We start from the raw sequence: 25167 nt of genomic DNA, 5'->3' as shown, positions 1-25167 counted from the left end.
GGCGGCGGTCACGGCCACGGTGGCGGCCATGGCGACGGCGACGGTGATGGCGGCGGTCACGGCCACGGTGGCGGCCACGGCGATGGCGACGGTAATGGCGGCGGTCACGGCCACGGTGGCGGCCACGGCGATGGCGACGGTAATGGCGGCGGTCACGGCCACGGTGGCGGCCACGGCGATGGCGACGGTAATGGCGGCGGTCACGGCCACGGTGGCGGCCATGGCGATGGCGGTGGTGGTCACGGCAACGGCGGCGGCAATGGTGACGGCGGTGGCGGTCACGGCAATGGCGGCGGCCACGGTGACGGTGGTGGCGGCCATGGCAATGGCGGCGGCAATGGCAACGGCGGTGGTGGTCACGGCAACGGCGGCGGCAATGGTGACGGCGGTGGCGGTCACGGCAATGGCGGTGGCCATGGTGACGGTGGTGGCGGCCATGGCAATGGCGGCGGCCATGGTGACGGTGGTGGCGGCCATGGCAACGGCAACGGCGGTGGCAACGGTGGTGGCGGTCACGGCAATGGTGGCGGCAACGGTAATGGCAACGGCAGTGGCGGAGCCGGCAATGGCGGCGCTAACGGTGTCGGCAACGGCCGTGGTAATGGTGGCAATAGCGGCGGCGCCGGCGGCGGCGCGGGCAACGGTGGCGGAAACGGTAACGGCGGTGGAGGCGCGGGTAACGGCGGCGGGAGCGGCGGCGCCAATGGCACCGGCGGCCACGGCAACGGCGGCGGCAACGGTAACGGCAACGGCAGTGGCGGCGTCGGCAACGGCCGTGGCACCGGCAACGGCAACGGCGGCGGTCACGGCAACGGCGGATCGTCCGGCGGCAACCACTGACCCGAAGCGTTGCCCGGCCGAATACGGTCAGAGCATCTCGAGCGCGCGCTTGCTGCGCGGCGGACGGAAATACGCGTCAAGCTGCGCGCGCTCGTCATCGCTCAACACGAAATCGAGCGCGGCGCGATTGTCGCGCACGTGTTCGATCCGCGACGCCTTCGGAATCGCGAATACACCCGGCTGCGCGAGCACCCATGCCAGGGCGACGCGCATCACCGACACGCCGCGCAGCCGCGCGATATCGTCGAGCGGCGAGCGTTTGGGCAGCCGCCCGTGATCGACCGGGCTGTACGCCATCGCCGGAATCCGATGGTCGGCCAGCCACGGCAGCAGGTCGAATTCCGGGCCGCGTCGCGCGATGTTGTAGAGAATCTGGTTGGTTGCGCACGCACCGCCGCCCGCCTCGTCGACGAGTTCGGCCATGTCGGCCGTATCGAAATTGCTCACGCCCCAGTGGCGGATCTTGCCCGCACGTTGCAACGCGTCGAAGCCCTCGACGGTTTCCTCGAGCGGCACCGAACCGCGCCAGTGCAGTAGGTACAGGTCGAGGCGGTCGGTACGCAGGCGCTTGAGGCTCGCGTCGCACGCGGCGACGACCCCGCGCCGGCTCGCATGGTGCGGATAGACCTTGCTGACGAGAAACACGTCGTCGCGCAGGCCCGCGAGCGCATCGCCGACCAGTTCCTCGGTCGCGCCGTCGCCATACATCTCGGCCGTATCGACCAGCGTCATCCCGAGTTCGACGCCCTCGCGCAGCGCGGCGATCTCGTCCGCGCGCCGCGCCGGCCGCTCGCCCATTTCCCAGGTGCCCAGCCCCAGCTTCGGAATCGTCTCGCCGTTCGGCAAGGCGACCGTGGCGATCGTGTCTGTCATGCGTTCCTCGTCGCGGATTCGTGGCCGCACACCGCGGCCGAAGCATCGGATACGACGCATCAGTGTAGTCAATCGGTGCGCCGCTGGCCTATTACACGGCAAAAACCGGCTATAACGGCGCGGCATGATGACTTAGAATGGCCGCAACCTGATCGATACCCATTGTATGAAGGCACCCACGGACGACCGCTGGCAGGACCTGCGCCCCGACCCCGACAACGATACGCCGCTCTACCTGCAGCTCGCCCGCAAGCTCGGCGACGCGATCCACGACAACCGCTGGACGGCCGGCGAAGCGCTGCCCTCCGAGCGTGTGCTGTCCGAAGCGCTCGGCGTGTCGCGCATCACCGCGCGCAAGGCGATCGCGCTGCTCGTCGAGCAAGGCTTGATCCGCCGCACACAGGGCGCGGGCAACTTCATCCAGCCGCGCTACGAGGATCCGCTGTCGCGGCTGTCGAGCTTCAGCGAAATGCTCGAGCGCCGCGGCTTCAAACCGAGCTCGCAGTGGCTCGCGCGCGAAATTCAGCCCGCGAACCGCGACGAAGTGATCCAGCTCGGGCTGTCGCCGGCCGCCTCGGTTACACGCCTGAAACGCCTGCGTCTCGCCGACGGCATCGTGATGGCCGTCGAGAACTCGACGTTCCCCGCCACGCTGATTCCCGATCCGCAGGCGATCGTCGGCTCGCTGTACAGCTATCTCGAAGCGCGCGGCACGCCGATCGTGCGCGCGCTGCAGCATTTCCGCGCGGTCAACGCGACCGACGAGATCGCCGAGCAGATGGGCATCGCCCCGCACGACGCCCTCCTGCTGATCACGCGGATCGGCTATACGTCCGACCAGCGTGCGATCGAACTGACCGATACCTACTGCCGCAACGACTACTACGATTTCGTCGTCGAACTGCGCAAGTAACGCGAGCGCACGTCGCCGGTCCTCACAGCCAGCGTGCGTCGTCGGTGCCGAGCGGCACGGGCGGCCGCGCGAACGACGGCGGCGTCGCCGACAACCGCTCGGCCGGCCGCACGGTGTCGAGCGCGCCGAACGGCGACGCGATGCGGTCGATCCGGTCGCGCACGTCGGCCAGCGCGAGATCGGGCGCGTGCAGCCCGTCCGGCACGACGCCGAACGACTGCAGCCAGCGCCCCGTCTGCGCGAGCGACATCCGCACGTGCCAGCTTCCCCCTTCGCGCGCCCGCCGTGCGAGCGCGATCATCGCGCCGAACGCCGCGAGATACCCCGTTGCATGATCGAGCGCCTGGCACGGCAGATGGCGCGGCCCGCTCGCCTGCGCGGCCTGCTGCTCCTGCCATGCGATTCCGCTCGCCGACTGCACGAGGCTGTCGAACCCGCGCCGCGCCGCCCACGGTCCTGCATGCCCGTACGCCGACACCGACACGTAGACGATGCCGGGCCGCCGCGCCGCCAGCGCCTGCGGCGCGAAGCCGCGCGCCGCGAGCGCGCCGGGCCGGTACGACTGCAGAAACACGTCCGCATCGCGCGCCAGGGCGTGCAGCGTATCGACGCCCGCCGCGTCGCGCAGATCGATCCACGTCGAACGCTTGCCGCGCCCGTTGTCGATCACGAGCGGCGCAATGTTCGGCAGGTGCGGACCGTTGACGAGCAGCGTCTGCGCGCCGTGCGACGCCAGCGTGCGGCCCGCGACCGGCCCCGCGATGATGCGCGTGAGATCGAGCACGCGCACGCCCGCCAGCGGCTGGTCGGCGTCGCCACGGCCGATCGGCTCGGCCGGCGCGTCGCCGATCCGCTCGATCTCGAACAGCGGCAGCGACGCGATCGCGCGCGCCTGCTCGTGAGCCGCCCATTCGTCAGGGGTTCTGATCAATGCCGCGCACAGGCCGGCCTCCGCCAGCGCGGTGTCGAGTGCCGCGCCGTCCCACGTACGGATCGCCGCGGCCACGTCGGCGGGCTGCGAGCCGCAGCCGAGCACGTCGAGAATGCCGTGCAGGTGATGCGGAAAATTCGCGTGCAGTTGAATCCAGCGTCCGTCGCCCGTCTCGAAGAAGCCGGTCACCGGATGGCGCAACTCCGGCGGCGGCCCGTCGTCCACGCGCAGGTAGCGTTCGCTGCGGAACGCCACGAGCGCGTCGCGCACCGACACGTCGACCGTTTGCGCCACGCCCGTTCGCAGCCGATGGCATTCGGCCGCCGCGAGCCCGGCTGCGGCGATCGTCGCGGCGGCAAGCGTGCCGACATGAAACGTCGACGGCAGCGCCGGGTCCTGCCCGGTCACGGTCGTCCGGGCCAGCGCGTCGCGCGCGCCGTCTGCGAGTTGCCAAAGATGCGCCAATGCGAATTCGGGTGTCATGGTGAAGGAGGCGCCGTTGGGGAGACGGAATCGAGTCTAGAATTCGCGACGGGCACGATCAATCTTGATTGCGCGAATCAATACATAACGAATAGTTGTAGCGGACCCGCGTTTCATGCGCGGCGACAGGAGCAAGCGGCATGACATCCGTCAGTGCACAGGAAGCCGCCGGCATGCTCGGCGTCAGCGTGAGCACCCTCTACGCATACGTGAGCCGCGGCCTGCTGCGCTCGCTGCCCGACGGCGCGACCAAGCGCCGCCGCTACGACACGAACGAGGTGCGCCTGCTCGCGCGCCGCCGCGCCGACGCGAAGCGCGCGGGCGGCGTCGCCGAACGTTCGCTCGACTGGGGCGTGCCGGTATTGGAATCGCGCATCACGCAGATCGCCGACGGCCGCCTGCGGTACCGCGGCGCCGATGCGATCGCGCTGGCCGACGCAGCGACGCTAGAAGAAACGGCCGCGCGGCTGTGGGACTGTCCGCCCGCACGGCTGGCCGCCACGTCGCTCGCATCGACCGGTTTCGATGCGGCGCAGTGGGACGACTGGGCGCGTCGCTGGGCGCATCTCGCACCGCTCGAACGGGCGCTGGTGCTGCTGCCGGCCGCGGCCGCATCGCTGCCGCGCCTGTGGGCGCAGGGACGCAACGCGCAGCTCGATTCCGCGGCGCTGCTGCTGCGCGTCGCGACGGCCGCGCTCGCCGGCATCGCGCCGGGCGACGCACCCGTGCACCGCCAGCTCGCGGCCGCGTGGCGCGTGCGGCGGCGCGACGAAGCCGACCTGCTGCGGCGTGCGCTCGTGCTGTGCGCCGATCACGAACTGAATCCGTCGACCTTCGCGGTGCGCTGCATCGCATCGACCGGCACCCATCTGTTCGGCGCGATCTCGGGCGGGCTCGCGGCGCTGTCGGGGCCGCGCCACGGCGGCGAGACGTTCCGCGCCGGCACGCTGCTCGACGAAGCCGCCCGCGCCGCCGATCTCGATCGCTACCTCGCGCTGCGGCTGGCGCACGACGAACGCGCGGACGGCGGGCGCACGGCCCTGTCCGGCTTCGCGCACCCGCTGTACCCCGACGGCGACCCGCGCGCGCGGGCGCTGCTCGATGCACTGCACGCGGCGACACCCGAGCGGCCGGCGCTGCGCAGGGCGCGCGCGCTCGCTTCGCGCGTCGAAGCGGCGACGGGCCTGCGGCCGACGATCGATTTCGCGCTCGCGGTGCTGGAGCGCACGCTCGCGCTGCCCGACGGCGCGGCGTTCACGCTGTTCGCGGCCGGCCGCACGGCAGGCTGGATCGCGCATGCGCTCGAACAGTACGCGGACGGGAAGCTGATCCGGCCGCGGGCGCGCTACGTCGGCAGCGACGCGGCCGCGTGACGCCGGCCGCCGCGCCATGCGGCGAACGGGCGCCACCATGCCGGCGCGCGGCGCTCGGCCGGCGCCGCGAGCGGGCCGAACGCGAACGTCGCGCCGCGCGGCCCGGCGCTGACCCACGCGCGCGTGCCGGGCAGCAACGTCAGCGATGCGCCCGCGCCCAGCCAGTGATCGTCGGGCCGGCCCTCGACGGTCACCCACACGTCGCCTGCGGCCACCTCGATCAGCGTGCGATCGACGATCCGCCACCGTCCGGCCGGCTCGTCGCCGTCCATCACGTAAAGTCGCAGTTCGCGCATGGCAGCCTCCTGGTCGCACGGGGTCGATGCCGCCAGTATTTCGGATAGCGGCGGCACACGGACAGATACGGCCGCAGACGCTTTCGGCTGAACTGTACTGGCCGCCCGACGGAGACAGGCATCCGGCGGCCGGGCCGGGCGGGCCACCCGACACCGCACCCCGAACTGCACGGCGCGGCGGCTTTCCCTACAATGTCGGCTGTCCCGCGCCACCGTCCCCGCCGTCATGTTCCAACGCCCGCCCGCCGCCGCTCCCGGCGAAAAGAACCTCACCGTGATGCTCTGGCTCGTTGCGACGGGCTTCTTCATGCAGACGCTCGACGCGACGATCGTCAACACGGCGCTGCCGTCGATGGCCGCGAGCCTCGGCGAATCGCCGCTGCGGATGCAATCGGTCGTGATCGCATACTCGCTGACGATGGCGGTGATGATCCCCGTATCGGGCTGGCTTGCCGACACGTTCGGCACGCGGCGCGTGTTCTTCAGCGCGATCCTGGTGTTCTCGCTCGGCTCGCTGCTGTGCGCGAACGCCCATACGCTGACGCAGCTCGTCGCGTTCCGCGTCGTGCAGGGCGTCGGCGGCGCGATGCTGCTGCCCGTCGGCCGGCTTGCGGTGCTGCGCACGTTCCCGGCCGAGCGCTACCTGCCCGCGCTGTCGTTCGTCGCGATTCCGGGGCTGATCGGCCCGTTGATCGGGCCGACGCTCGGCGGCTGGCTCGTGAAGATCGCGTCGTGGCACTGGATCTTCCTGATCAACGTGCCGGTCGGCGTCGCGGGCTGCATCGCGACCTTCTATTCGATGCCCGATTCGCGCAACCCGGCCGCCGGCCGCTTCGACCTGAAGGGCTATCTGCTGCTGACGATCGGGATGGTCGCGATCTCGCTGTCGCTCGACGGGCTCGCCGATCTCGGCATGCAGCACGCGGCCGTGCTGGTGTTGCTGATCCTGAGCCTCGCGTGCTTCGTCGCGTACGGGCTGTACGCGGTGCGCGCGCCGCAGCCGATCTTCTCGCTGGAGTTGTTCAAGATCCACACGTTCAGCGTCGGGCTGCTCGGCAACCTGTTCGCGCGGATCGGCAGCGGCGCGATGCCGTACCTGATCCCGCTGCTGCTGCAGGTGAGCCTCGGCTACTCGGCGTTCGAGGCCGGGCTGATGATGCTGCCGGTCGCGGCGGCCGGCATGTTCTCGAAACGGATCATCACGCGCCTGATCACGCGGCACGGCTACCGCAAGGTGCTGCTCGCGAACACGATCATGGTCGGCGTGATGATGGCGAGCTTCGCGCTGATGCGCGACACGGTGCCGGTGTGGGTGAAGGTCGTGCATCTCGCGCTGTTCGGCGGCTTCAACTCGATGCAGTTCACCGCGATGAACACGCTGACGCTGAAGGATCTCGGCACCGGCGGCGCGAGCAGCGGCAACAGCCTGTTCTCGCTCGTGCAGATGCTGTCGATGAGCCTCGGCGTCACGGTCGCCGGCGCGCTGCTCGCGACGTTCACCGGCATGCTGCGCACCGTGACGCCGAGCAACACGCTGCCGGCGTTCCATGCGACGTTCATCTGCGTCGGGATCATCACGGCCGCGTCCGCGTGGATCTTCGCGCAGCTCGCGCCCGAGATCCGCAGCACCGCGCGCAAGACCGACCCGTCCGAGCGCGCGTGACGCGCGGCGCGCGCCGAATCGGGCTCGCGCGCACCATCGCGGTGCAACGCGGCCGGGCACGCGTGCGCGTACCGGCCGCGAATGGCGGCCGCGCGCGGCGCGCTGCCGTGCATGCTTCTTGCTCGCCTATTCTGTAGGTAAACTGGCAGTCTTCCTTCGGCCGACATCATGAGCATGATCGAAATCGATCCCCCCGGCTTTCAGCCGCCCCGCCCGGTCGCCGGCGACGACGGGAACCGGCGCACCGTGCTGTACGGCGGCTACACCGTGTTCAGCGTGTTCCAGCCCGTTTTCTCGGTGTCGCACCGGCGCGCGATCGGCTATCACGCGTCGCTGCGCGCGCACGACGAGGAAAGCCGCCAGGTGGCGTCGCACGAGGTATTCACGCAGGCGGCGCGGCGCGGCGACCTGCTGGAGCTCGGCCGGCTCGCCGAATCGTTGCATCTCGGTAACTTCCACGCGTTCGACAGCCACGACGAATGGCTCTTCCTGAGCCTGCATCCGGCCGCGCTGATGGACACCATCTACGGCGACGCGCTGCTCGCGAATCTGAAGGCGCTCGGGCTGCCGCCGCACCGCGTGGTGCTCGAGGTGCCCGAGCAGGCCGGCGGCGAGACGCCGCGCTATGCGGCGATCATCGACGGGCTGCGCAAGGCCGGCTTCCTGATCGCCCTCGTCGGCTTCGGCGCGAAGCACTCGAACATCGATCGCGTGTGGCATTTGCATCCGGACATCGTCACGCTCGACCGCGGCATCCTCGCGCAGGCGAGCGAGCACTCGCATCTCGAACGCGTGCTGCCGGGGCTCGTGTCGCTGCTGCACGAATCCGGCCAGCTCGTGCTGATGGGCGGGCTCGCGACCGAACGCGACGCGCTGATCGCGCTCGAATGCGACGTCGATTTCGTGCAGGGCCAGTACTTCGCGGGGCCGAGCGTCGATCCCGTGCAGCCGCAGGCCGCCGCGGGCTGCATGGACACGCTGTCGGCCGCGCTGCGGCTGCGCGTCGCGCAGCGCGAGCGCACGCAGGCGGAACGGCTCGCGCCGTACGTCGCCGCGCTCGAGGAAGCGAGCCGCAAGCTCGGCGCGGGCGAATCGCTCACCGACGCGGCCGCCGCCGTGCTCGGACTGCCCGAGACCGCGCGCTGCTTCCTGCTCGACGCGTCGGGCCGCCAGATCGGCGACAACGTGCTCGCGCGCGGCAGCGTGTCGCAACGCGCGAAGCGCTTCCGGCCGCTGCTGCATTCCGAAGGCGCGAGCTGGGAACGCCGCCCGTATTTCATCGACGCGATGCGCGCGCCGGGCGGGGTGCACCTGACGGCGCCCTACCTGTCGATCAACGAGGCGCACCTGTGCGTGACCGCGTCGATCGCCGCACCGGCCGCGACGGGCATGCAGGTGCTCTGCGTCGACATCAACTGGGAAGCGGCGCTCAGCCGCGAGTAAGTGCGTGGGCGCGTCGCGTTTACGCGTCGCCGCCCGCCTTGCGCACGATCAGCCGGTGCACGCGTTTGCCGGACGACGCGCCGACGACCTCGTGTTCGTCGATCACGTGCACGCCGGCGCCCAGCGCCGCACGCATCCGCGCCGAGTCGAGCGGCGTATAGAGGCGGCCGCGCTCGTCGCGCAACACGCCGTTTCCGGCCACCCGCCAACTCAGGTACAACGTGCCGCCCGGCATCAGCAGATCGGCCAGCCGCGCGGCGGCCGCCGCCGCGTCCGCCTGTTCGAGATGCATGACGACCGTTTCGCACAGCACGTTGCGAAACGCGCCGGACGGTACGCCGGCCAGCGCCGGCAGCGCGGCCAGCTCGAAAGCCAGACCCGGATGGCGCCGTCGCGCCTCGTCGAGCAGCGCGGCGCTCGCGTCGTAGCCGCGCACGTCGAACCCGCGCGACGCGAGCCAGGCCGTGTCGCGCCCCGCGCCGCAGCCGACGTCGGCGGTCAGCCCCGGCGAGAAATGCTGTTCGAGCAGCGCGTACATGTCGTCGGGCGCCGCCTGGTCGAGCCAGTCCTGCGCGTATTGCGCGGCATGGGCGTCGTAAGCATCGAGAGTCGGGCGATCCACCATGGCGATTGCTCCGCAAAAGCGTCGTATGACGCACTCCGCATCTTAGCCGTTGCGCACGGACCGCGCCGCCGGCCAATGGTGCGACGCCGGCCTACACGGCCGGCACGCGGCCCGTGCGCGGCGCCTGCGCGGACAGGTCGGCCCACAGTGCATCGCCGCACCACGCCGGACGCACCGCCGCGCTTTCCGCGTCGCGGACGAGCGCGCAGAGTCGCGCATTGACCGGCGCCTGCGCGCCGAAGCGGCCGGCCAGCCGCACGATTTCACCGTTGATCCAGTCGACTTCGGTCGCGCGGCCCGCCGCGAGATCGTCGGACATCGACGACCGCGCCAACGGATCGATCGCGAGCATCCGGCCGCCGAGCACGCGAAACGCCGCATCGGGCAGATCGAGCACGGCCGGAATCCATGCAGCCGGCAACGGCGTCAGCCGCGCAGGCCGGATCGCGGCCCGCGCCAGCCAGTGCAGCGCCTCGCGCTGGGCCAATGCGACGCAGCGCCGGTACGGGCGTTGGGCAAGTTCGTCGCGCAGCGGCAGGTTCGCGAGCGCGTTGATCGCGTTGTTCAGGTTGAGCAGCAGCTTCGCCCACTGCACGGCGCGCATGTCGCGATGCAGCAGGAGCGGCAACCCGGCGCGCGCGAACATGCCGGCGAACGGCTGCAGCGCCGGCGCCGCGTCGGCCGCGAGCGTGCCGGCCGAACCCTGGTGAAACGCGCCGGGCCCGCGCTCGATCACGTTGAACGGCACCATGCCGGCCAGCACGGTCGCTTGCGGCAACGCGTCGCGCAGCGTGTCGGCGTGGTGCAGGCCGTTCTGGAAGCTGATCACGATCGCGCCGGGCCGCAGCACGCCGGCCAGTTGCGCGGCGGCCTCGCGCGTGGCGGCCGACTTCACCGCGACGAGCACGAGCCGTGCGTCGGCCGCCGCGGCCGGATCGGTCGCGAATCCGACGTCGGCCGGCGCGAGCGCCGCGCGATAGCCGCGCCGATCGGTCAGCGTGAGCCCGTGTCGACGAATCGCGTCGCCGATCCGTGCACGGCCGACGAGCGTCACGTTCGCACCGGCCGCCGCAAGGCGCCCGCCGAGATAGCAGCCGACCGCGCCTGCGCCGAACACGCAGATCGGCCCGGCCGGCCTGTCAGACATGCGAATGCGCGCCGCCGTGCACCGGGCCCGCGCGCCGCTCGACTTCGCGGCGCACGTCGCCGCGCAGCCCCGCGAAGAACGCGACCTCGGCGACGACGAACAGCGGCCCGACGATCAGGCCGACCAGATCGTCGACGAACGCGGGTTTGCGGCCTTCGAACCAATGCCCGACGAACTGCACGATCCAGCCGACCACGAACGCGCCGACGCCGATCCCGAGCCATTGCGCGGTCGGCAGCAACGCCAGCGCCTGCGCGGCCCACAGGCCGAGCGCGAGCAGCACGGTCATCACGATCCCGAACCGCAGGTCGAGACGCAGGTAGAACGCCGCGGACACGACGGCGAGCAGCAACGCCGGCGACAACGCAATGCCGGCCGGCGCGCCGATCGCCGGCCGCGACAGCAACACCTCGACCGCGAACACGATCATCGGGATGCCGACCAGATGCGTCGCGATGTTGCGCGCGTCGCGATGGTAGGCCGCATACTGGGAAAGATGGTCTTCGAGGGTTTTCATGGCGTCTCCTGATCGGTTATCGAGCGCTATGATGCGCGTCACGCCCGAGAACCTCTGTCAGCTACCCGACATCGCGTGCCCATGCCTTCCTCGCTCGCCCCGTACCTGCCGCAGATCGAAGCGAACCCGTGGTTCGCCGCGCTGCCGCCCGCGCTGCGCGCCGAACTGATCGCCCGCGCGACGCTGCGCCGTCTGCCGTCCGGCCACGCGCTGTTCCGGCGCGGCGATCCGCCGTGCGGGCTGTACGCGGTGCTGGCCGGTTCACTCACGATAGGTGCGGTCGATCCGCAGGGCAAGGAAACGCTGCTGACGGTGGCCGAGCCCGTCACCTGGTTCGGCGAGATCGCGTTGTTCGACGGCCAGCCGCGCACGCACGACGCCATCGCGCTCGACGACGCGCTGCTGCTGCACGTGCCGCAGGCCGCGCTGCTCGCGATCCTCGATGCGACGCCGCAGTACTGGCGGCAGTTCGCGCTGCTGATGGCGCAAAAGCTGCGCCTGAGCTTCCTGACCGTCGAGTCGATGAGCGTGATGCCGGCCGCGCAGCGGCTCGCCGCGCGACTGCTGATGATCGCCGAAGGCTACGGCGGCATCAGCGCCGGGCGCACGCACGTCCGGCTGTCGCAGGAAACGCTCGCGTCGATGCTGTCGCTGACGCGGCAGACCACCAACCAGTTGCTGAAGGCGCTGCAGGCCGACGGCGTCGTGCGGCTGCACGTCGGCGAGATCGAGCTCGTGGACATCGACGCGTTGCGCCGCGCGAGCGGGCTCGGCGACGGCACGCACTGAACGCCGCACAACGGCCGCCATTCGGCCTCGATCGGCCTCGATGCGCTGCCCGCGGCCGCCGAGTTGCGCTATCGTGACGGCTCGTTCCGTGCGCCGCCCGCCCCGCCTTGAATACGTCGACCCTTCCCGCTGCCGCGCGCCATCCGTGGCCCGTATTCGTCGCATTCCTGCGGCTCGGCCTCACGTCGTTCGGCGGGCCGGTCGCGCATCTCGGCTACTTTCGCGCGGAATTCGTCACGCGGCGCGGCTGGCTCACCGAGCGCACTTATGCGGATCTCGTCGGGCTGTGCCAGTTCCTGCCGGGGCCGGCGAGCAGCCAGGTCGGGATGGCGATCGGTCTCGCGCGTGCCGGCTATGCGGGCATGTTCGCCGCGTGGCTCGGCTTCACGCTGCCGTCGGCGCTGCTGATGATGCTGTTCGCGCTCGGCGTTCACGCATCGGGCGCGCCGATCGAAGCGGGCGCACTGCACGGGCTGCGCATCGTGTCGGTGGCGGTGATCGCGCAAGCCGTGTGGGGCATGGCGCGTACGCTGTGCCCGGATGCGCGGCGCGTCACGCTGATGGCCGCCGCCGCGTGCGTCGCGCTGCTCGCGCCGGCCGCCTGGACGCAGGTCGCGGTGATCGTCGCGGCGGCAGCGACCGGGCTCGTGCTGCTGCCGCAACCGGCGCGCGACGCGCATGAACCGTTGCCGCTGCACGTGTCGCCGCGGGCAGGCGTGCTGTGGCTCGCCGTGTTCGCGGCGCTGCTCGTCGCCCTGCCGTTCGCGGCCCGCACGCTGCGCTCCGATACGCTCGCCGTCGTCGACGCGTTCTTCCGCACGGGTGCGCTCGTGTTCGGCGGCGGCCATGTGGTGCTGCCGCTGCTGCAGGCGGCGGTGGTCGCGCCCGGCTGGGTCGGCGATTCGGCGTTTCTCGCCGGGTATGGGGTCGCGCAGGCCGTGCCGGGGCCGCTGTTCACGTTCTCGGCATTCCTCGGTGCGTCGCTGCGCGATGCGCCGAACGGCTGGCTCGGCGGCACGATCGCACTCGTGTCGATCTTCGCGCCGTCGTTCCTGCTCATCGCCGGCACCGCGCCGTTCTGGGAGCGCCTGCGCCGCAGCGCACGGATGCAGGCAGCGCTCGCCGGCGTGAACGCGGCCGTCGTCGGGCTGCTGCTCGCCGCGCTCTATCACCCGGTCTGGACCGACACGATCGTCGCGCCGCGCGACCTGGCCGCCGCGCTGGTCGCCTTCGTCGCGCTGGTGTTCTGGCGCGTGCCGCCGTGGGCCGTCGTGATCGCGAGCGCGGCGCTCGGCTGGCTGCTCGGCACGGCCGGCTGATCCGGCCCACGCGCCGCGTTCGCGGCGGGACGAAAAACAAAAAGCCCTCGAAACGAGGGCTTTTTCGATGCCGCGCGCCGTGACGCGCAAGCGCCGGACTTACGCGAAGTTCTTCGCTGCGAAGTCCCAGTTCACGATGTTCCAGAACGCTTCGACGAACTTCGGACGTGCGTTGCGGTAGTCGATGTAGTACGCGTGTTCCCACACGTCGATCGTCAGCAGCGGCTTGTCGGCGGTCGTCAGCGGCGTGGCTGCGTTGCTCGTCGACACGATGTCGAGCGAACCGTCAGCCTTCTTCACGAGCCATGCCCAGCCCGAACCGAACGTGCCGACTGCTGCCTTCGAGAACGCTTCCTTGAATGCGTCGTACGAACCCCACTTCGCATTGATCGCATCGCCCAGCGCGCCCGTCGGTGCGCCGCCGCCGTTCGGCGACAGGCTGTTCCAGAAGAACGTGTGGTTCCAGATTTGCGCGGCGTTGTTGAAGATGCCGCCCGACGACTTCTTGATGATCTCTTCCAGCGGCAGGTTCTCGAATTCCGTGCCCGGGATCAGATTGTTCAGGTTCGTCACATAAGCCTGGTGATGCTTGCCGTAGTGGTACTCGATCGTCTCTTTCGAGATGGTCGGCGCGAGTGCGTCTTCAGCGTACGGGAGCGGCGGGAGCGTATGAGCCATGGCGATTCCTTCGTTGAGTATGTAGGGAGGCTGTGTTGAATGCTGCCGAGCGTCCGATTGTAGGCGAGGACGAATATCCCCGCAAACTCACGGGCCATTTATCCGCGGTATGCGGAAAAGCGATGCTGGCGCAACGTCCGGCAGGACGAACCCGACGATGCGCAGTATTCGTGCCCGGCCCTGCGGCACGCGTTGCGGCATTCGTCGCGTTTCGCTCGCGCCGCTTACGTCAGATCGTATCGGTCAACCGCGGCTGCACGTCGGCGAGCGACACGTCGGCCGAACCCTCGGCGAGATGCACGGTCAGGCGCCGCTGCGGCTTCAGCGCGTTCGGCGCACGCACCGCGCGGCCCGTCTGCGCATCGATCAGCGCCGCATAGCCGCGCTCGAGCGTGCGCTGCGGGCTCAGCACCTCGAGCCGCGCCGCACAGGCTGACACACGCGCCGTGTCGCGTTCATGACGGCGCTGCAATGCGGTCGCGAGCCGTTGCGACAGTCCCGCGAGCGCGTGGCGCGCCTGTGACGGATCGGGCCGCGCGCGCTGCCAGCGCAGCTGCGCGAGCGCGAAACGCGCCCGTGCATCGCGCACCGGCCGCGCTGCGGCCGATGCCAGCCGCACCGCGAGCTGCTCGACGTGCGTGCGCTGCCGCTGCAGCCGCTCGGCCGGGCTCACGAGCCGGCGCGCGAGCCAGTCGAGCTGCTGGGCACGCTGCTCGAGCCGGCGCGCCATGCCGCGCGCGAGCGCACGCCGGCGGTCGTCGACCTCGCGCAGCAGCAGCGCGCGCTGCGGGCTCGCGAGTTCGGCCGCACCGGTCGGCGTCGGCGCGCGCAGGTCGGCCGCGAAGTCCGCGATCGTGAAGTCGGTTTCGTGCCCGACGCCGCTCACCACCGGCAACTCGCTCGCCGCGATCGCGCGCGCCAGCACTTCGTCGTTGAACGACCACAAATCCTCGATCGAGCCGCCGCCGCGACAAACCAGCAGCACGTCGACCTCGCGCCGCGCATTCGCGGTCGCGACGGCCGCGACGAGCTTTTCGGCGGAGCCGGCGCCCTGCACGGGGGCCGGATAGACGATCACCGGAATGTGCGGCGCGCGCCGCGCGAGCGTGGTCAGCACGTCGCGCAGCGCGGCGGCCTGCAGCGACGTGACGATGCCGATCGCGCGCGGGTGCGCCGGCAACGGCCGCTTGCGCTCGGCGGCGAACAGGCCCTCGCCTTCGAGCTGCGCCTTCAGCCGCAGGAACGCCTCGTACAGGCGCCCCTGCCCGGTGCGCCGCACCGCTTCGACATTGAGCTGCACTTCGCCGCGCGGCTCGTACATCGTGACGACCGCGCGCACCTCGATGCGGTCGCCTTCGCGCGGCGTGAATTCCGCGTATTGCGCGCGGCCGCGGAACATCACGCAGCGCATCTGCGCCTGCTGGTCCTTGATCGAGAAATACCAGTGGCCGCTCGCGGCGCGCGTGAAATTCGACACTTCGCCGGAAATCCACAGCAGCGGAAACGAACGCTCGAGCATCGTCGAAATCGCACGATTGAGCGCCGAAACGGGAATCACTTCGTCGCCGCCGCGCGTGGCGCCGGGTGCGGAAAAAGGAGAATCGGAAAGCATGGGCGGTCGGATGAATGCTGGCGGCGTCACGATAGTCCGACATGCACGCGACGTCCAGCGCCGCCGCATTCGCCGCCGGGCACGGAAAAGGTGTCCACACTCTGGCATTCGTCCGCGTAAAACGCTCGGAAACCGCTAAAAAAGCCAGACAATTCTTTGTAACACGTTGATTTTTATAATTTTTTAAAGCTTTCAGAATGATTCTCATCCGATTCGATGCCCGCCGGACGGGCGTTTGAGGCAATCGACCGGGGAGTTTTTCACAGAGTTATCCACAGCCCGACCCGATCCGGCCCCGCACGCTGCAACGGCCGATCGCGCTTGCCGCGCCCGCGTGCGGCGCGCTAGAGTGCCGCCTTCCACGGACCCTGCGGCATGCGCCGCCCACCGGAGAATTCGCCTTGACGAATCCGTCCCTCGCCGCGGCGCACGACGCGCCGCGCCCGGCCCGATGAGCGCGCCCGGCGGCCCGCTCGCGCGACTCGAAGCGCGTCTGACACGCGAATGGCAGCGGCGCGGCGCGCTCGCGTGGGCGCTCACGCCGTTCGCATGCGTATTCGGCCTGTGCGCGGCGCTGCGACGCACCGCTTACGCGCAAGGCTGGAAGCAGCCGGTCGACGTCGGCGTGCCGGTGGTCGTGGTCGGCAACGTGACCGTCGGCGGCACCGGCAAGACGCCGACCGTGATCGCGCTCGTCGACGCGCTGCGCGCGGCCGGCTTCACGCCCGGCGTCGTGTCGCGCGGCTATGGCGCGAACGTGACGGCGCCGACCGCCGTCACGCCGGCGTCGCGCGCGGGCGCGGCCGGCGACGAACCGCTCTTGATCGCGCGCCGCACCGGCGCGCCCGTATGGGTGTGCCCGGACCGCGTCGCGGCCGCGCAGGCACTGCGCGCCGCGCACCCGGACGTCGACGTGATCGTCAGCGACGACGGCCTGCAGCATTACCGTCTCGCGCGCACCGTCGAACTCGTCGTATTCGACCACCGGCTCGGCGGCAACGGCTTCCTGCTGCCGGCCGGCCCGCTGCGCGAGCCGCTGTCGCGGCACCGCGACGCGACGCTCGTCAACGATCCGTACAGCGGCGCGCTGCCGCCGTGGCCCGACACCTACGCGCTCGCGCTGACGCCCGGCGCCGCGTGGCACCTCGACCAGCCCGCGCTGCGCCGCCCGCTGTCGCAATTCGCGAACGAACGCGTGCTCGCCGCGGCCGGCATCGGCGCGCCGGAGCGCTTCTTCGCGACGCTGCGCGCGGCCGGCCTCGCGCCGGCGACCCGCGCGCTGCCCGACCATTACGCGTTCGCCGACAATCCGTTCGTCGACGACGCCGTCGATGCGATCCTGATCACCGAGAAGGATGCAGTAAAATTGGGCGCTTCCTGGCGCGACGCCCGACTGTGGGTGGTCCCCGTCGAAGCCGCGCTCGACCCTCGCCTCATTGCCCTCGTTGTGGAGAAACTCCGTGGACGCTCGCCTGCTTGAAATCATTGTGTGCCCTATCTGCAAAGGCCCGCTCCACTACGACCGTGCCGCGCAGGAGCTGATCTGCAACGCGGACAAGCTCGCCTACCCGATCCGCGACGGCATCCCGGTGATGCTCGTCGACGAAGCGCGCCAGACCGTCGAAGGCACGCCGGTCGACCCGGCCGGCCGCTGAACCGCCGCGCCGCTCGCCCGGCGCACCGATTCGAAACCGGCGGCCCGGCCCCGGCCGGGTCGCCGCAGTCCGCCGGGCGACCGGCTTCCGGCGTCGCCCGCCCCGTTCTTCCCAACGCTCCCGATGACTCACCCGCAACCCTTCATCGCCGTCATTCCCGCCCGGCTCGCGTCGACGCGGCTCCCGAACAAGCCGCTCGCCGATCTCGGCGGCAAGCCGATGGTCGTGCGTGTCGCCGAGCGCGCGCGCGAGGCGGGCGCGCAGCAGGTGCTCGTCGCCTCCGACGCGCAGAGCGTGCTCGACGCGGCGCGCGATCACGGCTTCGAAGCGGTGCTCACCCGCGCCGATCACCCGTCCGGCACCGATCGGCTCGCGGAAGTCGCGGCGGCCTTCGGCTGGCGCGACGACACCGTCGTCGTCAACGTACAGGGCGACGAGCCGCTGATCGACCCCGTGCTCGTGCGCGACGTAGCGTCGCACCTGGCCGCGCATCCGGCGTGCGCGATCGCGACCGCGGCTCACCCGATCCACGACGCGGCCGACGTGTTCAACCCGAACGTCGTGAAGGTCGCGCTCGACGCGCAGAGCGTCGCGCTGTACTTCTCGCGCGCGCCGATTCCGTGGAGCCGCGACGCCTATCAGCCGCACTGGCCGAACGTCGCGGCCATGCCGGCAGCGGCTTTCCCGGTCTATCGACACATCGGCCTCTATGCGTATCGCGCGCGTTTCCTGCGCACCTATCCGTCGCTCGCGCAGGCGCCGATCGAACAGGCCGAGCAGCTCGAACAGCTGCGCGCGCTGTGGCACGGCGAGCGCATCGCAGTGCTGATCACCGAGTCCGCGCCCGAAGCCGGCATCGACACGCCCGCCGATCTCGCGCGCGTGCAGGCCCTTTTTCAGCCGGGTTCAAAATAACCCGTGGCATAATCAGGCGATTGTGCGAGCCGTCCGCGACCAGCGCGTCCTCGCTTGACCCCGCCCGTGGCCTTGCCGGCAGCCGCGCGTCGCCCTGGCCGACGCGCCGCATCAGACCGATCCGCCGCGCGCCGGGCAAGCCCCGCGCCCGCTGTCGCCGACGCCTTCGTGTCTCGCCACACGAATCTACATACTTGGAGATATCACCATGCGTTTGATCCTGTTGGGCGCGCCCGGCGCGGGAAAGGGCACCCAGGCAAACTTCATCAAGGAAAAATTCGGCATCCCGCAAATCTCGACGGGCGACATGCTGCGCGCGGCCGTGAAGGCCGGCACGCCGCTCGGCGTCGAGGCGAAGGGCTACATGGACGCCGGCAAGCTCGTGCCGGACGCGCTGATCATCGGCCTCGTCAAGGAACGCCTGAAGGAATCCGACTGCGCGAACGGCTATCTGTTCGACGGCTTCCCGCGCACGATCGCGCAGGCTGACGCGATGAAGGAAGCCGGCGTCGCGATCGACTACGTGCTCGAGATCGACGTCCCGTTCTCGGAAATCATCGAACGCATGAGCGGCCGCCGCACGCACCCGGCATCGGGCCGCACGTACCACGTCAAGTTCAACCCGCCGAAGGTCGAAGGCCACGACGACGTGACGGGCGAACCGCTGATCCAGCGCGACGACGACAAGGAAGAAACCGTCAAGAAGCGTCTCGAAGTGTACGAAGCGCAAACCAAGCCGCTGATCACGTACTACGGCGACTGGGCGCAGCGCGGCGAGGAGAACGGCCTGAAGGCGCCGCAGTATCGCAAGATCTCGGGCCTCGGCACCGTCGACGAAATCCGCGAGCGCGCGTTTGCCGCACTGAAGTAAGCCGCGCGTCGCGCACCCGCAAGCCGCCCGTTCCGGGCGGCTTTTTTTTGGCTGCCGTGATGGGCACGACCGCGCACGTGTCGCCGCCGCACTGTGGCGCCCCATACGATCGGCGAACGCGCGGGTCGTGCCGACGGCGCGATCCGGATGCGGCCGACGTCGCCGCACGCGCGCAAGAAAAAAACGCCCGCGATGCGGGCGTTTTTTTCGTGGGCCGGCGGCGGCGCGCGAGCGCCTCAATCTTCGCCGTCGCGCTGCATCCGCTGCCGCAATTCGCTGACCTGCGACTCGACGACGGTCGCGTCTTCCGCCTCCGGCCGCTCGCCGAGATACTGCTCGAGATCCTCGAGCGCGGGACGCAGGTAGTCGAGCCGCGCATATGCGAAGCCGCGGTCGCGCACTTCGTCGAGCTGCTCGGGCAACAGGATCACGAGCCGCTGCTGCACCGCGAGCAGCCGCTGCCAGCGTTCCGTCTGCAAGTAGATCGTCTTCAGGTTGCGCAACATCCGCGCGATGATCTCGCGGCTCGTCGCGGGCTGCAGCAGCGCGCGCAACGCGCTGTCGACCGCACCGGCCGCGCGCGCGACGTACGGTTCGAGCATCTCGACCATCTCGGCTTCGGACAGCGAATGGCCGTTGGTCGGATCGATGATCAGGTCGCCGTCCGGCAGCGTCACGCGCAGCAGGAAATGACCGGGGAACGACACGCCGCGCGCCGGCACGCCGATTTGCTCGGCGAGCTCCAGGTACAGCACCGACAGCGAGATCGGGATCCCGCGCCGCCGTTTCAGCACGGCGTTCAGGTGGCTGTTATCGGGGTCGTAGTAATCGTTGTGATTGCACGCGAAGCCGAGCTCGCGGAAGAAGAAGTCGTTCAGCGCGGCGACGCGGCCCTTCAGGTCCGTATCGTCGGCCAGCCGCCGGCGCAGCCGCGCCGCCAGCATGTCGAGTTCGGCCAGCGTGCCCTGCAGGTCGAGGTCGGGATACGCGTCCTGCGCCAACGACAGCGCGGCTTCCGTCACGGGCAGACTGTCGTCGTCCGCCACGAGCGTGCTGAAGTAGTCGAGGACGCGGGTCATTGCGGTCGTCACTTGGCGCGCCTTCTGAAGTAAGCGTATTTGAAGCCCATCACCCACAACATACCGAAATATAGTGCAGCAAACAGCACGAGGCACGCAGCCATCAGCGCAATGCGATCGAGCGGCTGCGCGCGCATCCCGGTCCAGTCGAAACTGATCGCGCACCAGTGCATCAGGCCCGCGAGCACGAGCGCCGCGCCGACGAGCTGCACGAAGAAGCGCAGCCAGCCCGGCGACGGCTGGTAGATGCCGCGCTTGCGCAGCCCGAGGAACAGCAGCAGCGAGTTCAGGCATGCGCCGACGCCGATGCTCAGCGTGAGGCCCGCATGGCCGATCAGCGGCACGAACACGTAGTTCGACAGCTGCGTGACGATCAGCACGCCGATCGCGATCTTCACGGGCGTCTTGATGTCCTGCTTCGCATAGAAGCCCGGCGCGAGGATCTTGATCAGGATGATGCCGACGAGGCCGATCCCGTAGGTGGCGAGCGCGCGCGCGACCATCGTGACGGTATGCGCGTCGAACTTGCCGTAGTTGAACAGCGTCGCGGTGAGCGGCGTCGCGAAGAAGAACAGCGCGAGCGCGCTCGGCGCCGCGAGCAGGAACGTGACGCGCAGCCCCCAGTCGAGCAGCGCCGAATATTCGTGCGAATCGGCGTCGACGTGCGCCTTCGACAGGCTCGGCAGCAGGATCGTGCCGAGCGCGACGCCGAGCAGCGCCGTCGGGAATTCCATCAGGCGGTCGGCGTAATTGATCCACGACACGGCGCCCTGCCCGAGCCGCGACGCGATGTTGGTGTTGATGATCAGCGACAGTTGCGCGACGGACACCGCGAACGTCGCGGGCACCATCTTCGCGAGCACGCGCTTCACGCCCGGATGACGCAGCGCACGCAGCGGGTTGAGGCCGATCAGCGGCACCATGTCGATCTTCTTCAGGCCCGGCAACTGCACGAGAAACTGCAGCACGCCGCCGACGATGACGGCCCACGCGAGCGCGTAGACCGGCACCTTCAGGTGCGGCGCGACGAACACGGCCGCGGCGATGAACGCGACGTTGAGCAGCACCGGCGCGAACGCGGGCAGCGAGAAGCTCTTGTACGTGTTCAGCACGCCCGACGCGAGCGTGGTCAGCGAAATGAACACGATGTACGGGAACATGATCCGCGTCATCGTGACCGCGAGCGGGAACGCCTGGCCGTCGCCGTGCAGGCCGGACGCGACCGCGAACACGACCCACGACGCGCCGGCGATCCCGACGACCGACAGCACGGCCAGCGCCCACGCGAGCACGGTGGACATCGCGTCGACGAGCGCCTTCGTCGCCTCGTGACCCTGCTGGTTCTTGAACTCGGTGAGGATCGGCACGAACGCCTGCGAGAACGCGCCTTCGGCGGACAGGCGGCGCAGCAGGTTCGGAATACGGAAGGCGACGTAGAACGCGTCGGTGTATTGACTGGCGCCGAACGCACGGGCGATCAGCGTCTCGCGGGCCAGTCCGGTCACGCGCGACAGCAGCGTGAAGCCGCTGACCGTCAGCAGGGCTCGGAATAGATTCATGGGGCGCTTATTATACGGACGTTGCGCGGCACGGCATGGCCGGATGCCGAAAAGCGCACCCCGCCGCACCTGCCCGGCATGCGCGGGCGACGCCAAACTTGCCACGCGCTTGATTTTGTTGCTATAATCCGCCGTTTCTGGGCTTGCCACATGCGTTGCGCCTGACGTTTCCATGGGTCGGCTCCGGTAAAATCACCGTTTTTTATGCGCCCCTGGGCAATCGCTCTCAGGGGACGGATCGAAAAGCAGCGCTTGGCCGTCTAGGCTCCAAGCTCTGGAAACAGGACAGGATAAGGAACCGTCATGGCTAACTCCGCACAAGCACGCAAGCGCGCCCGCCAAGCCGCGAAGGCAAATTCGCACAACTCGGCGCTGCGCTCGAAATTCCGTACCGCGATCAAGTCGGTTCGCAAGGCCGTTGAAGCCGGCGACCAGGCAAAGGCTGCCGAACTGTTCAAGGCTGCCGTGAAGACGATCGACACGATCGCCGACAAGAAGATCGTTCACAAGAACAAGGCCGCTCGCAGCAAGAGCCGCCTGGCCGCAGCCGTCAAGGGCCTGCAGGCAGCAGCGTAAATCTGGTGCGCCCGCTAGCGCGGGCGCTCCTGTTTCCTGCGATCGCAAAAAAACCCGCGAATGCGGGTTTTTTTGTTGCCTGTCGCCTGCGCATCACGCACGGCGGCGGCATTCGTCCGGGCGGGCGCGGCACGCGCCCTCGCCCGTCGACATCACTCACTTCTTCGCGTTGTAGTCCGGCAGCTCGCACGCCTCGGTCACGACGAGGTTGTTGTCCTTCGCGAAATTCAGCACGAAATCGAACGCCATCGGCTCGATGTCGCGCAACCGCGAATCGAGGATCACGCATTTCAGGTCGCCGAGCATCGTCGGGCGCACGTACAGCGAATACTTGAGACGCGCATTCGGCCCGCTCGCCCCCGGCCCGAAGCAGGCCATCACACCGGCCAGGCGTTCCGACCAGTCGCTCGGGCGAAACTTTTTCCCGTCTTTCGTGATGCCCTGGATGAAAAATTCGGTCGGAGGGGTTTCAGCCATGTGGTTACCCAAGTGACGGCCCGGCGATGCCCAGGCAACGGCGCCTGGGTACGCGAACACAAAGCTGGAGGGTCGGCGGCACGAGCCGATCGATATCCCGAAAACGGGGCGTCGAGGCGCGCCGCCGGTGGACTGCACCGGATGTGTGCAGCGCACGGCTTGTGTCCGGCAGAGCGCGAAAAGCCTTGCCTGCCGGGCTGGAGAAAACTTTCGGATTATACCGCAGCGCGCCATCGCGCGTCGTCCCGACACCCCCGCTCCCGCGCCGCCGGTCGTGCGCGGCGATCCCGCGTCGCGTCGCGCCACGGCTCGTCAAAGCACGGAAAATCCTTTATGCTGCTTTGAGTTATCCACACCCGACGGCGGCGCCGTCCGGCCTCGCTGCCGGGTGAGACCCGCCGTATTTCGTTTCATGACCGCCAAAACCATTCGTCACTACCTGCAGTTCAAGGATTTCTCGCTGGAAGACTACGAGTACGTGCTCGAACGCACGGGTATCCTGAAGCGCAAGTTCAAGAACTACGAGACCTATCACCCGCTGCACGACCGCACGCTCGCGATGATCTTCGAGAAGAGCTCGACGCGCACGCGCCTGTCGTTCGAGGCCGGGATCTTCCAGCTCGGCGGCCACGCCGTCTTCATGAGCACGCGCGACACGCAGCTCGGCCGCGGCGAACCCGTCGAGGATTCCGCGCAGGTCATCTCGCGAATGGTCGACATCATCATGATCCGCACGTTCGAGCAGGACGTGATCACGCGCTTCGCGCAGAACTCCCGCGTGCCGGTGATCAACGGCCTGACCAACGAATATCACCCGTGCCAGGTGCTCGCCGACATCTTCACGTACTACGAACACCGCGGCCCGATCGCCGGCAAGACCGTCGCGTGGGTCGGCGACGCGAACAACATGCTGTACACGTGGATCGAAGCCGCGCAGATCCTCGGCTTCAAGCTGCGCCTGTCGACGCCGCCCGGCTACGCGCTCGACATGAAGCTCGTGTCGCCCGACAGCGCGCCGTTCTACGAGGTGTTCGACGATCCGAACGAAGCGTGCAAGGGCGCCGATCTCGTGACGACCGACGTATGGACGAGCATGGGTTTCGAGGCCGAGAACGAGGCGCGCAAGCAGGCATTCGCCGACTGGTGCGTCGACGAGGAAATGATGGGCCATGCGAATCCGGATGCTCTCTTCATGCACTGCCTGCCCGCGCACCGCGGCGAGGAAGTGACGGCCGGCGTGATCGACGGCCCGCAAAGCGTCGTGTGGGACGAAGCGGAAAACCGCCTGCACGTGCAGAAGGCGCTGATGGAGTTCCTGCTGCTCGGCCGCCTCAAGCACTGACGCGCCGCAACGCGCACGCGTAAAAAAAGCGCCGGTCGACGATCGGCGCTTTTCGTTTGGATGCGCCCGAACCGGCGCGCGCACTGCGTTACAGGCAGACCGGCTCCGCCTCCAGCTCGACGCCGAACCGCGCGCGCACGTCGGCCTGGATCGCCCGCGCCAGCGCGAGCACGTCGGCGCCGGTCGCGCCGCCACGATTGACGAGCACGAGCGCCTGCCGGTCGTGCACGGCCGCCGCCCCGAGCGCGCGACCCTTCCAGCCGCAGCGGTCGATCAGCCAGCCGGCCGCGAGCTTCACGTGCCCGTCCGGCTGCGGATACGACACGATCTCCGGTGCGCGGGCGCGCAATGCATCGAACTGCGCGGCGTCGATCACCGGATTCTTGAAGAAGCTGCCCGCATTGCCGAGCACCAGCGGGTCGGGCAGCTTCGCGCGGCGGATCGCGACGACCGCGTCGAACACGTCGCGCGGCGTCGCCGCATCGGGCGCGATGCCGCGCGCGTCGAGTTCGCGCGTGACGTCCGCGTAGCCGAGCCGCGGCGTCCATTGCTTCGGCAGCCGGAACGTCACCGCGACGATCGCGAACCGGCCGCGCCCTTCCCGCTTGAAGAAACTGTCGCGATAGCCGAACGCGCAGCGCGCGGCGTCGAAACGCTCGCGGCGCCCCGTCGCCAGCTCGACCGCGACCAGGGAATCGAAATACGCCTTCATCTCGAGGCCGTACGCGCCGATGTTCTGGATCGGCGCGGCGCCGACGGTGCCCGGGATCAGCGCGAGATTCTCGAGGCCCGGCATCCCGTGCTCGAGCGTCCACGCGACGAACGCGTGCCAGTTCTCGCCGCCGCCGGCCTCGACGTACCACGCGTCGTCGTCCTCGCGCACGACGCCGCGGCCCGCGATCTCGTCGAGCAGCACGACGCCGTCGAAATCGCGCGTGAACACGATATTGCTGCCGCCGCCGAGCACGAGCTGCGGCAGGTTCGCGACCCGCGGGTCGCGATGCAGCGCCTCGAACTGGGCCGCCTGCGTGACGCGCGCGGCGAAGCGCGCGCGCGCGGCGATGCCGAACGTGTTGTGCGCGGCGAGCGGATGGTCGGGAAGCAGCGACAGGGCGGAATCGTCAGGAGGCATCGGCATTCGCGGTCACGTCGGCCCGGGCGGCGCAGGGGCCGGCCTTGGGCAAACGCAGG

Annotated in this window: 25 protein-coding genes; 12 read left to right on the top strand and 13 right to left on the bottom strand. The window is 69.6% G+C overall.

Annotated features, from left to right (window positions below; genetic code table 11):
* Together WS96_RS34785 and WS96_RS16365 are read right to left on the bottom strand one after the other, a co-directional pair.
* Positions 1-807: hypothetical protein (locus WS96_RS34785; RefSeq protein WP_059833816.1), on the bottom strand; the 807-nt coding region annotated here is incomplete at its 3' end.
* A 60-nt stretch (positions 808-867) separates the two neighbouring features.
* The gene (locus WS96_RS16365) at positions 868-1713 is read right to left on the bottom strand and encodes an aldo/keto reductase (protein WP_059833814.1); all 846 of its coding nucleotides are present in this window, start codon (positions 1711-1713) and stop codon (positions 868-870) included.
* 166 nt (positions 1714-1879) lie between these two features.
* On the opposite strand from WS96_RS16365, the gene WS96_RS16360 reads away from it, so the two are divergent.
* Positions 1880-2626, top strand: a complete 747-nt coding sequence (locus WS96_RS16360; protein WP_006489667.1) for a GntR family transcriptional regulator — start codon at positions 1880-1882, stop codon at positions 2624-2626.
* 22 nt (positions 2627-2648) lie between these two features.
* Here WS96_RS16360 and WS96_RS16355 read toward each other — a convergent pair whose 3' ends face one another.
* The gene (locus WS96_RS16355) at positions 2649-4040 is read right to left on the bottom strand and encodes a CoA transferase (protein WP_059833812.1); all 1392 of its coding nucleotides are present in this window, start codon (positions 4038-4040) and stop codon (positions 2649-2651) included.
* A gap of 140 nt (positions 4041-4180) precedes the next feature.
* Between WS96_RS16355 and WS96_RS16350 the strand changes: the two genes are divergently transcribed.
* Positions 4181-5413 (top strand): citrate/2-methylcitrate synthase, encoded by a 1233-nt coding sequence (locus WS96_RS16350; RefSeq protein ID WP_059833810.1) that lies wholly within the window; start codon positions 4181-4183, stop codon positions 5411-5413.
* On the opposite strand, the gene WS96_RS16345 is transcribed toward WS96_RS16350, so the two are convergent.
* Complete coding sequence (locus WS96_RS16345) at positions 5386-5709, bottom strand: DUF2917 domain-containing protein (RefSeq protein ID WP_059833808.1); 324 nt, start codon at positions 5707-5709, stop codon at positions 5386-5388. The two genes, WS96_RS16350 and WS96_RS16345, sit on opposite strands and share 28 nt — an antisense overlap.
* 226 nt (positions 5710-5935) lie before the next feature.
* Here WS96_RS16345 and mdtD point away from each other — a divergent pair, with 226 nt between their 5' ends.
* Positions 5936-7372, top strand: coding sequence for a multidrug transporter subunit MdtD (gene mdtD / locus WS96_RS16340; protein WP_034208205.1), 1437 nt, complete (start codon positions 5936-5938; stop codon positions 7370-7372).
* A gap of 168 nt (positions 7373-7540) precedes the next feature.
* Positions 7541-8815, top strand: a complete 1275-nt coding sequence (locus WS96_RS16335; RefSeq protein ID WP_034208206.1) for an EAL domain-containing protein — start codon at positions 7541-7543, stop codon at positions 8813-8815.
* A 19-nt stretch (positions 8816-8834) separates the two neighbouring features.
* On the opposite strand, the gene WS96_RS16330 is transcribed toward WS96_RS16335, so the two are convergent.
* The 3 genes from WS96_RS16330 to WS96_RS16320 form a co-directional block, all read right to left on the bottom strand.
* Positions 8835-9440 (bottom strand): class I SAM-dependent methyltransferase, encoded by a 606-nt coding sequence (locus WS96_RS16330; protein WP_059833805.1) that lies wholly within the window; start codon positions 9438-9440, stop codon positions 8835-8837.
* A 91-nt stretch (positions 9441-9531) separates the two neighbouring features.
* The gene (locus tag WS96_RS16325) at positions 9532-10587 is read right to left on the bottom strand and encodes a 2-dehydropantoate 2-reductase (RefSeq protein ID WP_059833803.1); all 1056 of its coding nucleotides are present in this window, start codon (positions 10585-10587) and stop codon (positions 9532-9534) included.
* Complete coding sequence (locus WS96_RS16320) at positions 10580-11104, bottom strand: Mpo1 family 2-hydroxy fatty acid dioxygenase (RefSeq protein WP_059833801.1); 525 nt, start codon at positions 11102-11104, stop codon at positions 10580-10582. Before WS96_RS16320 ends, WS96_RS16325 begins: the two co-directional genes overlap by 8 nt.
* 81 nt (positions 11105-11185) lie before the next feature.
* On the opposite strand from WS96_RS16320, the gene WS96_RS16315 reads away from it, so the two are divergent.
* Entirely contained in the window at positions 11186-11893 is a 708-nt protein-coding gene (locus WS96_RS16315) for a Crp/Fnr family transcriptional regulator (protein WP_034208210.1), read from the top strand.
* Positions 11894-12000: 107 nt separating this feature from the next.
* Positions 12001-13212 carry a chromate efflux transporter gene (gene chrA, locus WS96_RS16310; RefSeq protein WP_059833800.1) on the top strand — a complete coding sequence of 404 codons (1212 nt, stop codon included), beginning with the start codon at positions 12001-12003 and terminating at the stop codon, positions 13210-13212.
* Positions 13213-13311: 99 nt separating this feature from the next.
* Here the strand turns inward: chrA and sodB are convergent, their stop codons facing one another.
* The gene (sodB, locus tag WS96_RS16305) at positions 13312-13890 is read right to left on the bottom strand and encodes a superoxide dismutase [Fe] (protein WP_034208212.1); all 579 of its coding nucleotides are present in this window, start codon (positions 13888-13890) and stop codon (positions 13312-13314) included.
* A gap of 229 nt (positions 13891-14119) precedes the next feature.
* Positions 14120-15502 carry an exodeoxyribonuclease VII large subunit gene (xseA, locus tag WS96_RS16300; protein WP_059833798.1) on the bottom strand — a complete coding sequence of 461 codons (1383 nt, stop codon included), beginning with the start codon at positions 15500-15502 and terminating at the stop codon, positions 14120-14122.
* A gap of 451 nt (positions 15503-15953) precedes the next feature.
* Here xseA and lpxK point away from each other — a divergent pair, with 451 nt between their 5' ends.
* The 4 genes from lpxK (at position 15954) to adk (ending at position 18943) form a co-directional block, all read left to right on the top strand.
* A complete protein-coding gene (lpxK, locus tag WS96_RS16295) occupies positions 15954-16982 on the top strand; it encodes a tetraacyldisaccharide 4'-kinase (RefSeq protein WP_059833796.1) in 1029 nt (342 codons plus the stop codon).
* Positions 16963-17157 carry a Trm112 family protein gene (locus WS96_RS16290; RefSeq protein WP_006482216.1) on the top strand — a complete coding sequence of 65 codons (195 nt, stop codon included), beginning with the start codon at positions 16963-16965 and terminating at the stop codon, positions 17155-17157. Before lpxK ends, WS96_RS16290 begins: the two co-directional genes overlap by 20 nt.
* 123 nt (positions 17158-17280) lie before the next feature.
* Positions 17281-18072 carry a 3-deoxy-manno-octulosonate cytidylyltransferase gene (gene kdsB / locus WS96_RS16285; protein WP_034208215.1) on the top strand — a complete coding sequence of 264 codons (792 nt, stop codon included), beginning with the start codon at positions 17281-17283 and terminating at the stop codon, positions 18070-18072.
* A 208-nt stretch (positions 18073-18280) separates the two neighbouring features.
* Positions 18281-18943 (top strand): adenylate kinase, encoded by a 663-nt coding sequence (adk, locus tag WS96_RS16280; RefSeq protein WP_034208216.1) that lies wholly within the window; start codon positions 18281-18283, stop codon positions 18941-18943.
* Positions 18944-19179: 236 nt separating this feature from the next.
* Here the strand turns inward: adk and WS96_RS16275 are convergent, their stop codons facing one another.
* Both WS96_RS16275 and murJ read right to left on the bottom strand, forming a co-directional pair.
* The gene (locus tag WS96_RS16275; protein ID WP_011546044.1) at positions 19180-20022 is read right to left on the bottom strand and encodes a SirB1 family protein; all 843 of its coding nucleotides are present in this window, start codon (positions 20020-20022) and stop codon (positions 19180-19182) included.
* An 8-nt stretch (positions 20023-20030) separates the two neighbouring features.
* On the bottom strand, positions 20031-21755 hold the full coding sequence (gene murJ / locus WS96_RS16270; RefSeq protein WP_306454039.1) for a murein biosynthesis integral membrane protein MurJ: 1725 nt from the start codon (positions 21753-21755) through the stop codon (positions 20031-20033).
* Positions 21756-21884: 129 nt separating this feature from the next.
* Here murJ and rpsT point away from each other — a divergent pair, with 129 nt between their 5' ends.
* Complete coding sequence (gene rpsT, locus WS96_RS16265) at positions 21885-22157, top strand: 30S ribosomal protein S20 (protein WP_006482211.1); 273 nt, start codon at positions 21885-21887, stop codon at positions 22155-22157.
* Positions 22158-22313: 156 nt separating this feature from the next.
* Here the strand turns inward: rpsT and WS96_RS16260 are convergent, their stop codons facing one another.
* Positions 22314-22634, bottom strand: a complete 321-nt coding sequence (locus WS96_RS16260; protein WP_006482210.1) for a DUF3579 domain-containing protein — start codon at positions 22632-22634, stop codon at positions 22314-22316.
* Positions 22635-23046: 412 nt separating this feature from the next.
* Between WS96_RS16260 and argF the strand changes: the two genes are divergently transcribed.
* On the top strand, positions 23047-23976 hold the full coding sequence (gene argF, locus WS96_RS16255; RefSeq protein WP_006482207.1) for an ornithine carbamoyltransferase: 930 nt from the start codon (positions 23047-23049) through the stop codon (positions 23974-23976).
* 88 nt (positions 23977-24064) lie between these two features.
* On the opposite strand, the gene murB is transcribed toward argF, so the two are convergent.
* Positions 24065-25114: a UDP-N-acetylmuramate dehydrogenase gene (murB, locus tag WS96_RS16250; RefSeq protein ID WP_059833792.1), complete on the bottom strand. Its 1050-nt coding sequence runs from the start codon at positions 25112-25114 to the stop codon at positions 24065-24067.
* Between the last annotated feature and the right edge of the window lie 53 nt (positions 25115-25167).

It is taken from the genome of Burkholderia sp. MSMB1835 (assembly GCF_001526365.1).
In the GTDB taxonomy this organism is placed as follows: domain Bacteria; phylum Pseudomonadota; class Gammaproteobacteria; order Burkholderiales; family Burkholderiaceae; genus Burkholderia.
The sequence above is the reverse complement of the archived record's forward strand: the minus strand, read 5'-3'. Positions and strand labels throughout refer to the sequence as shown.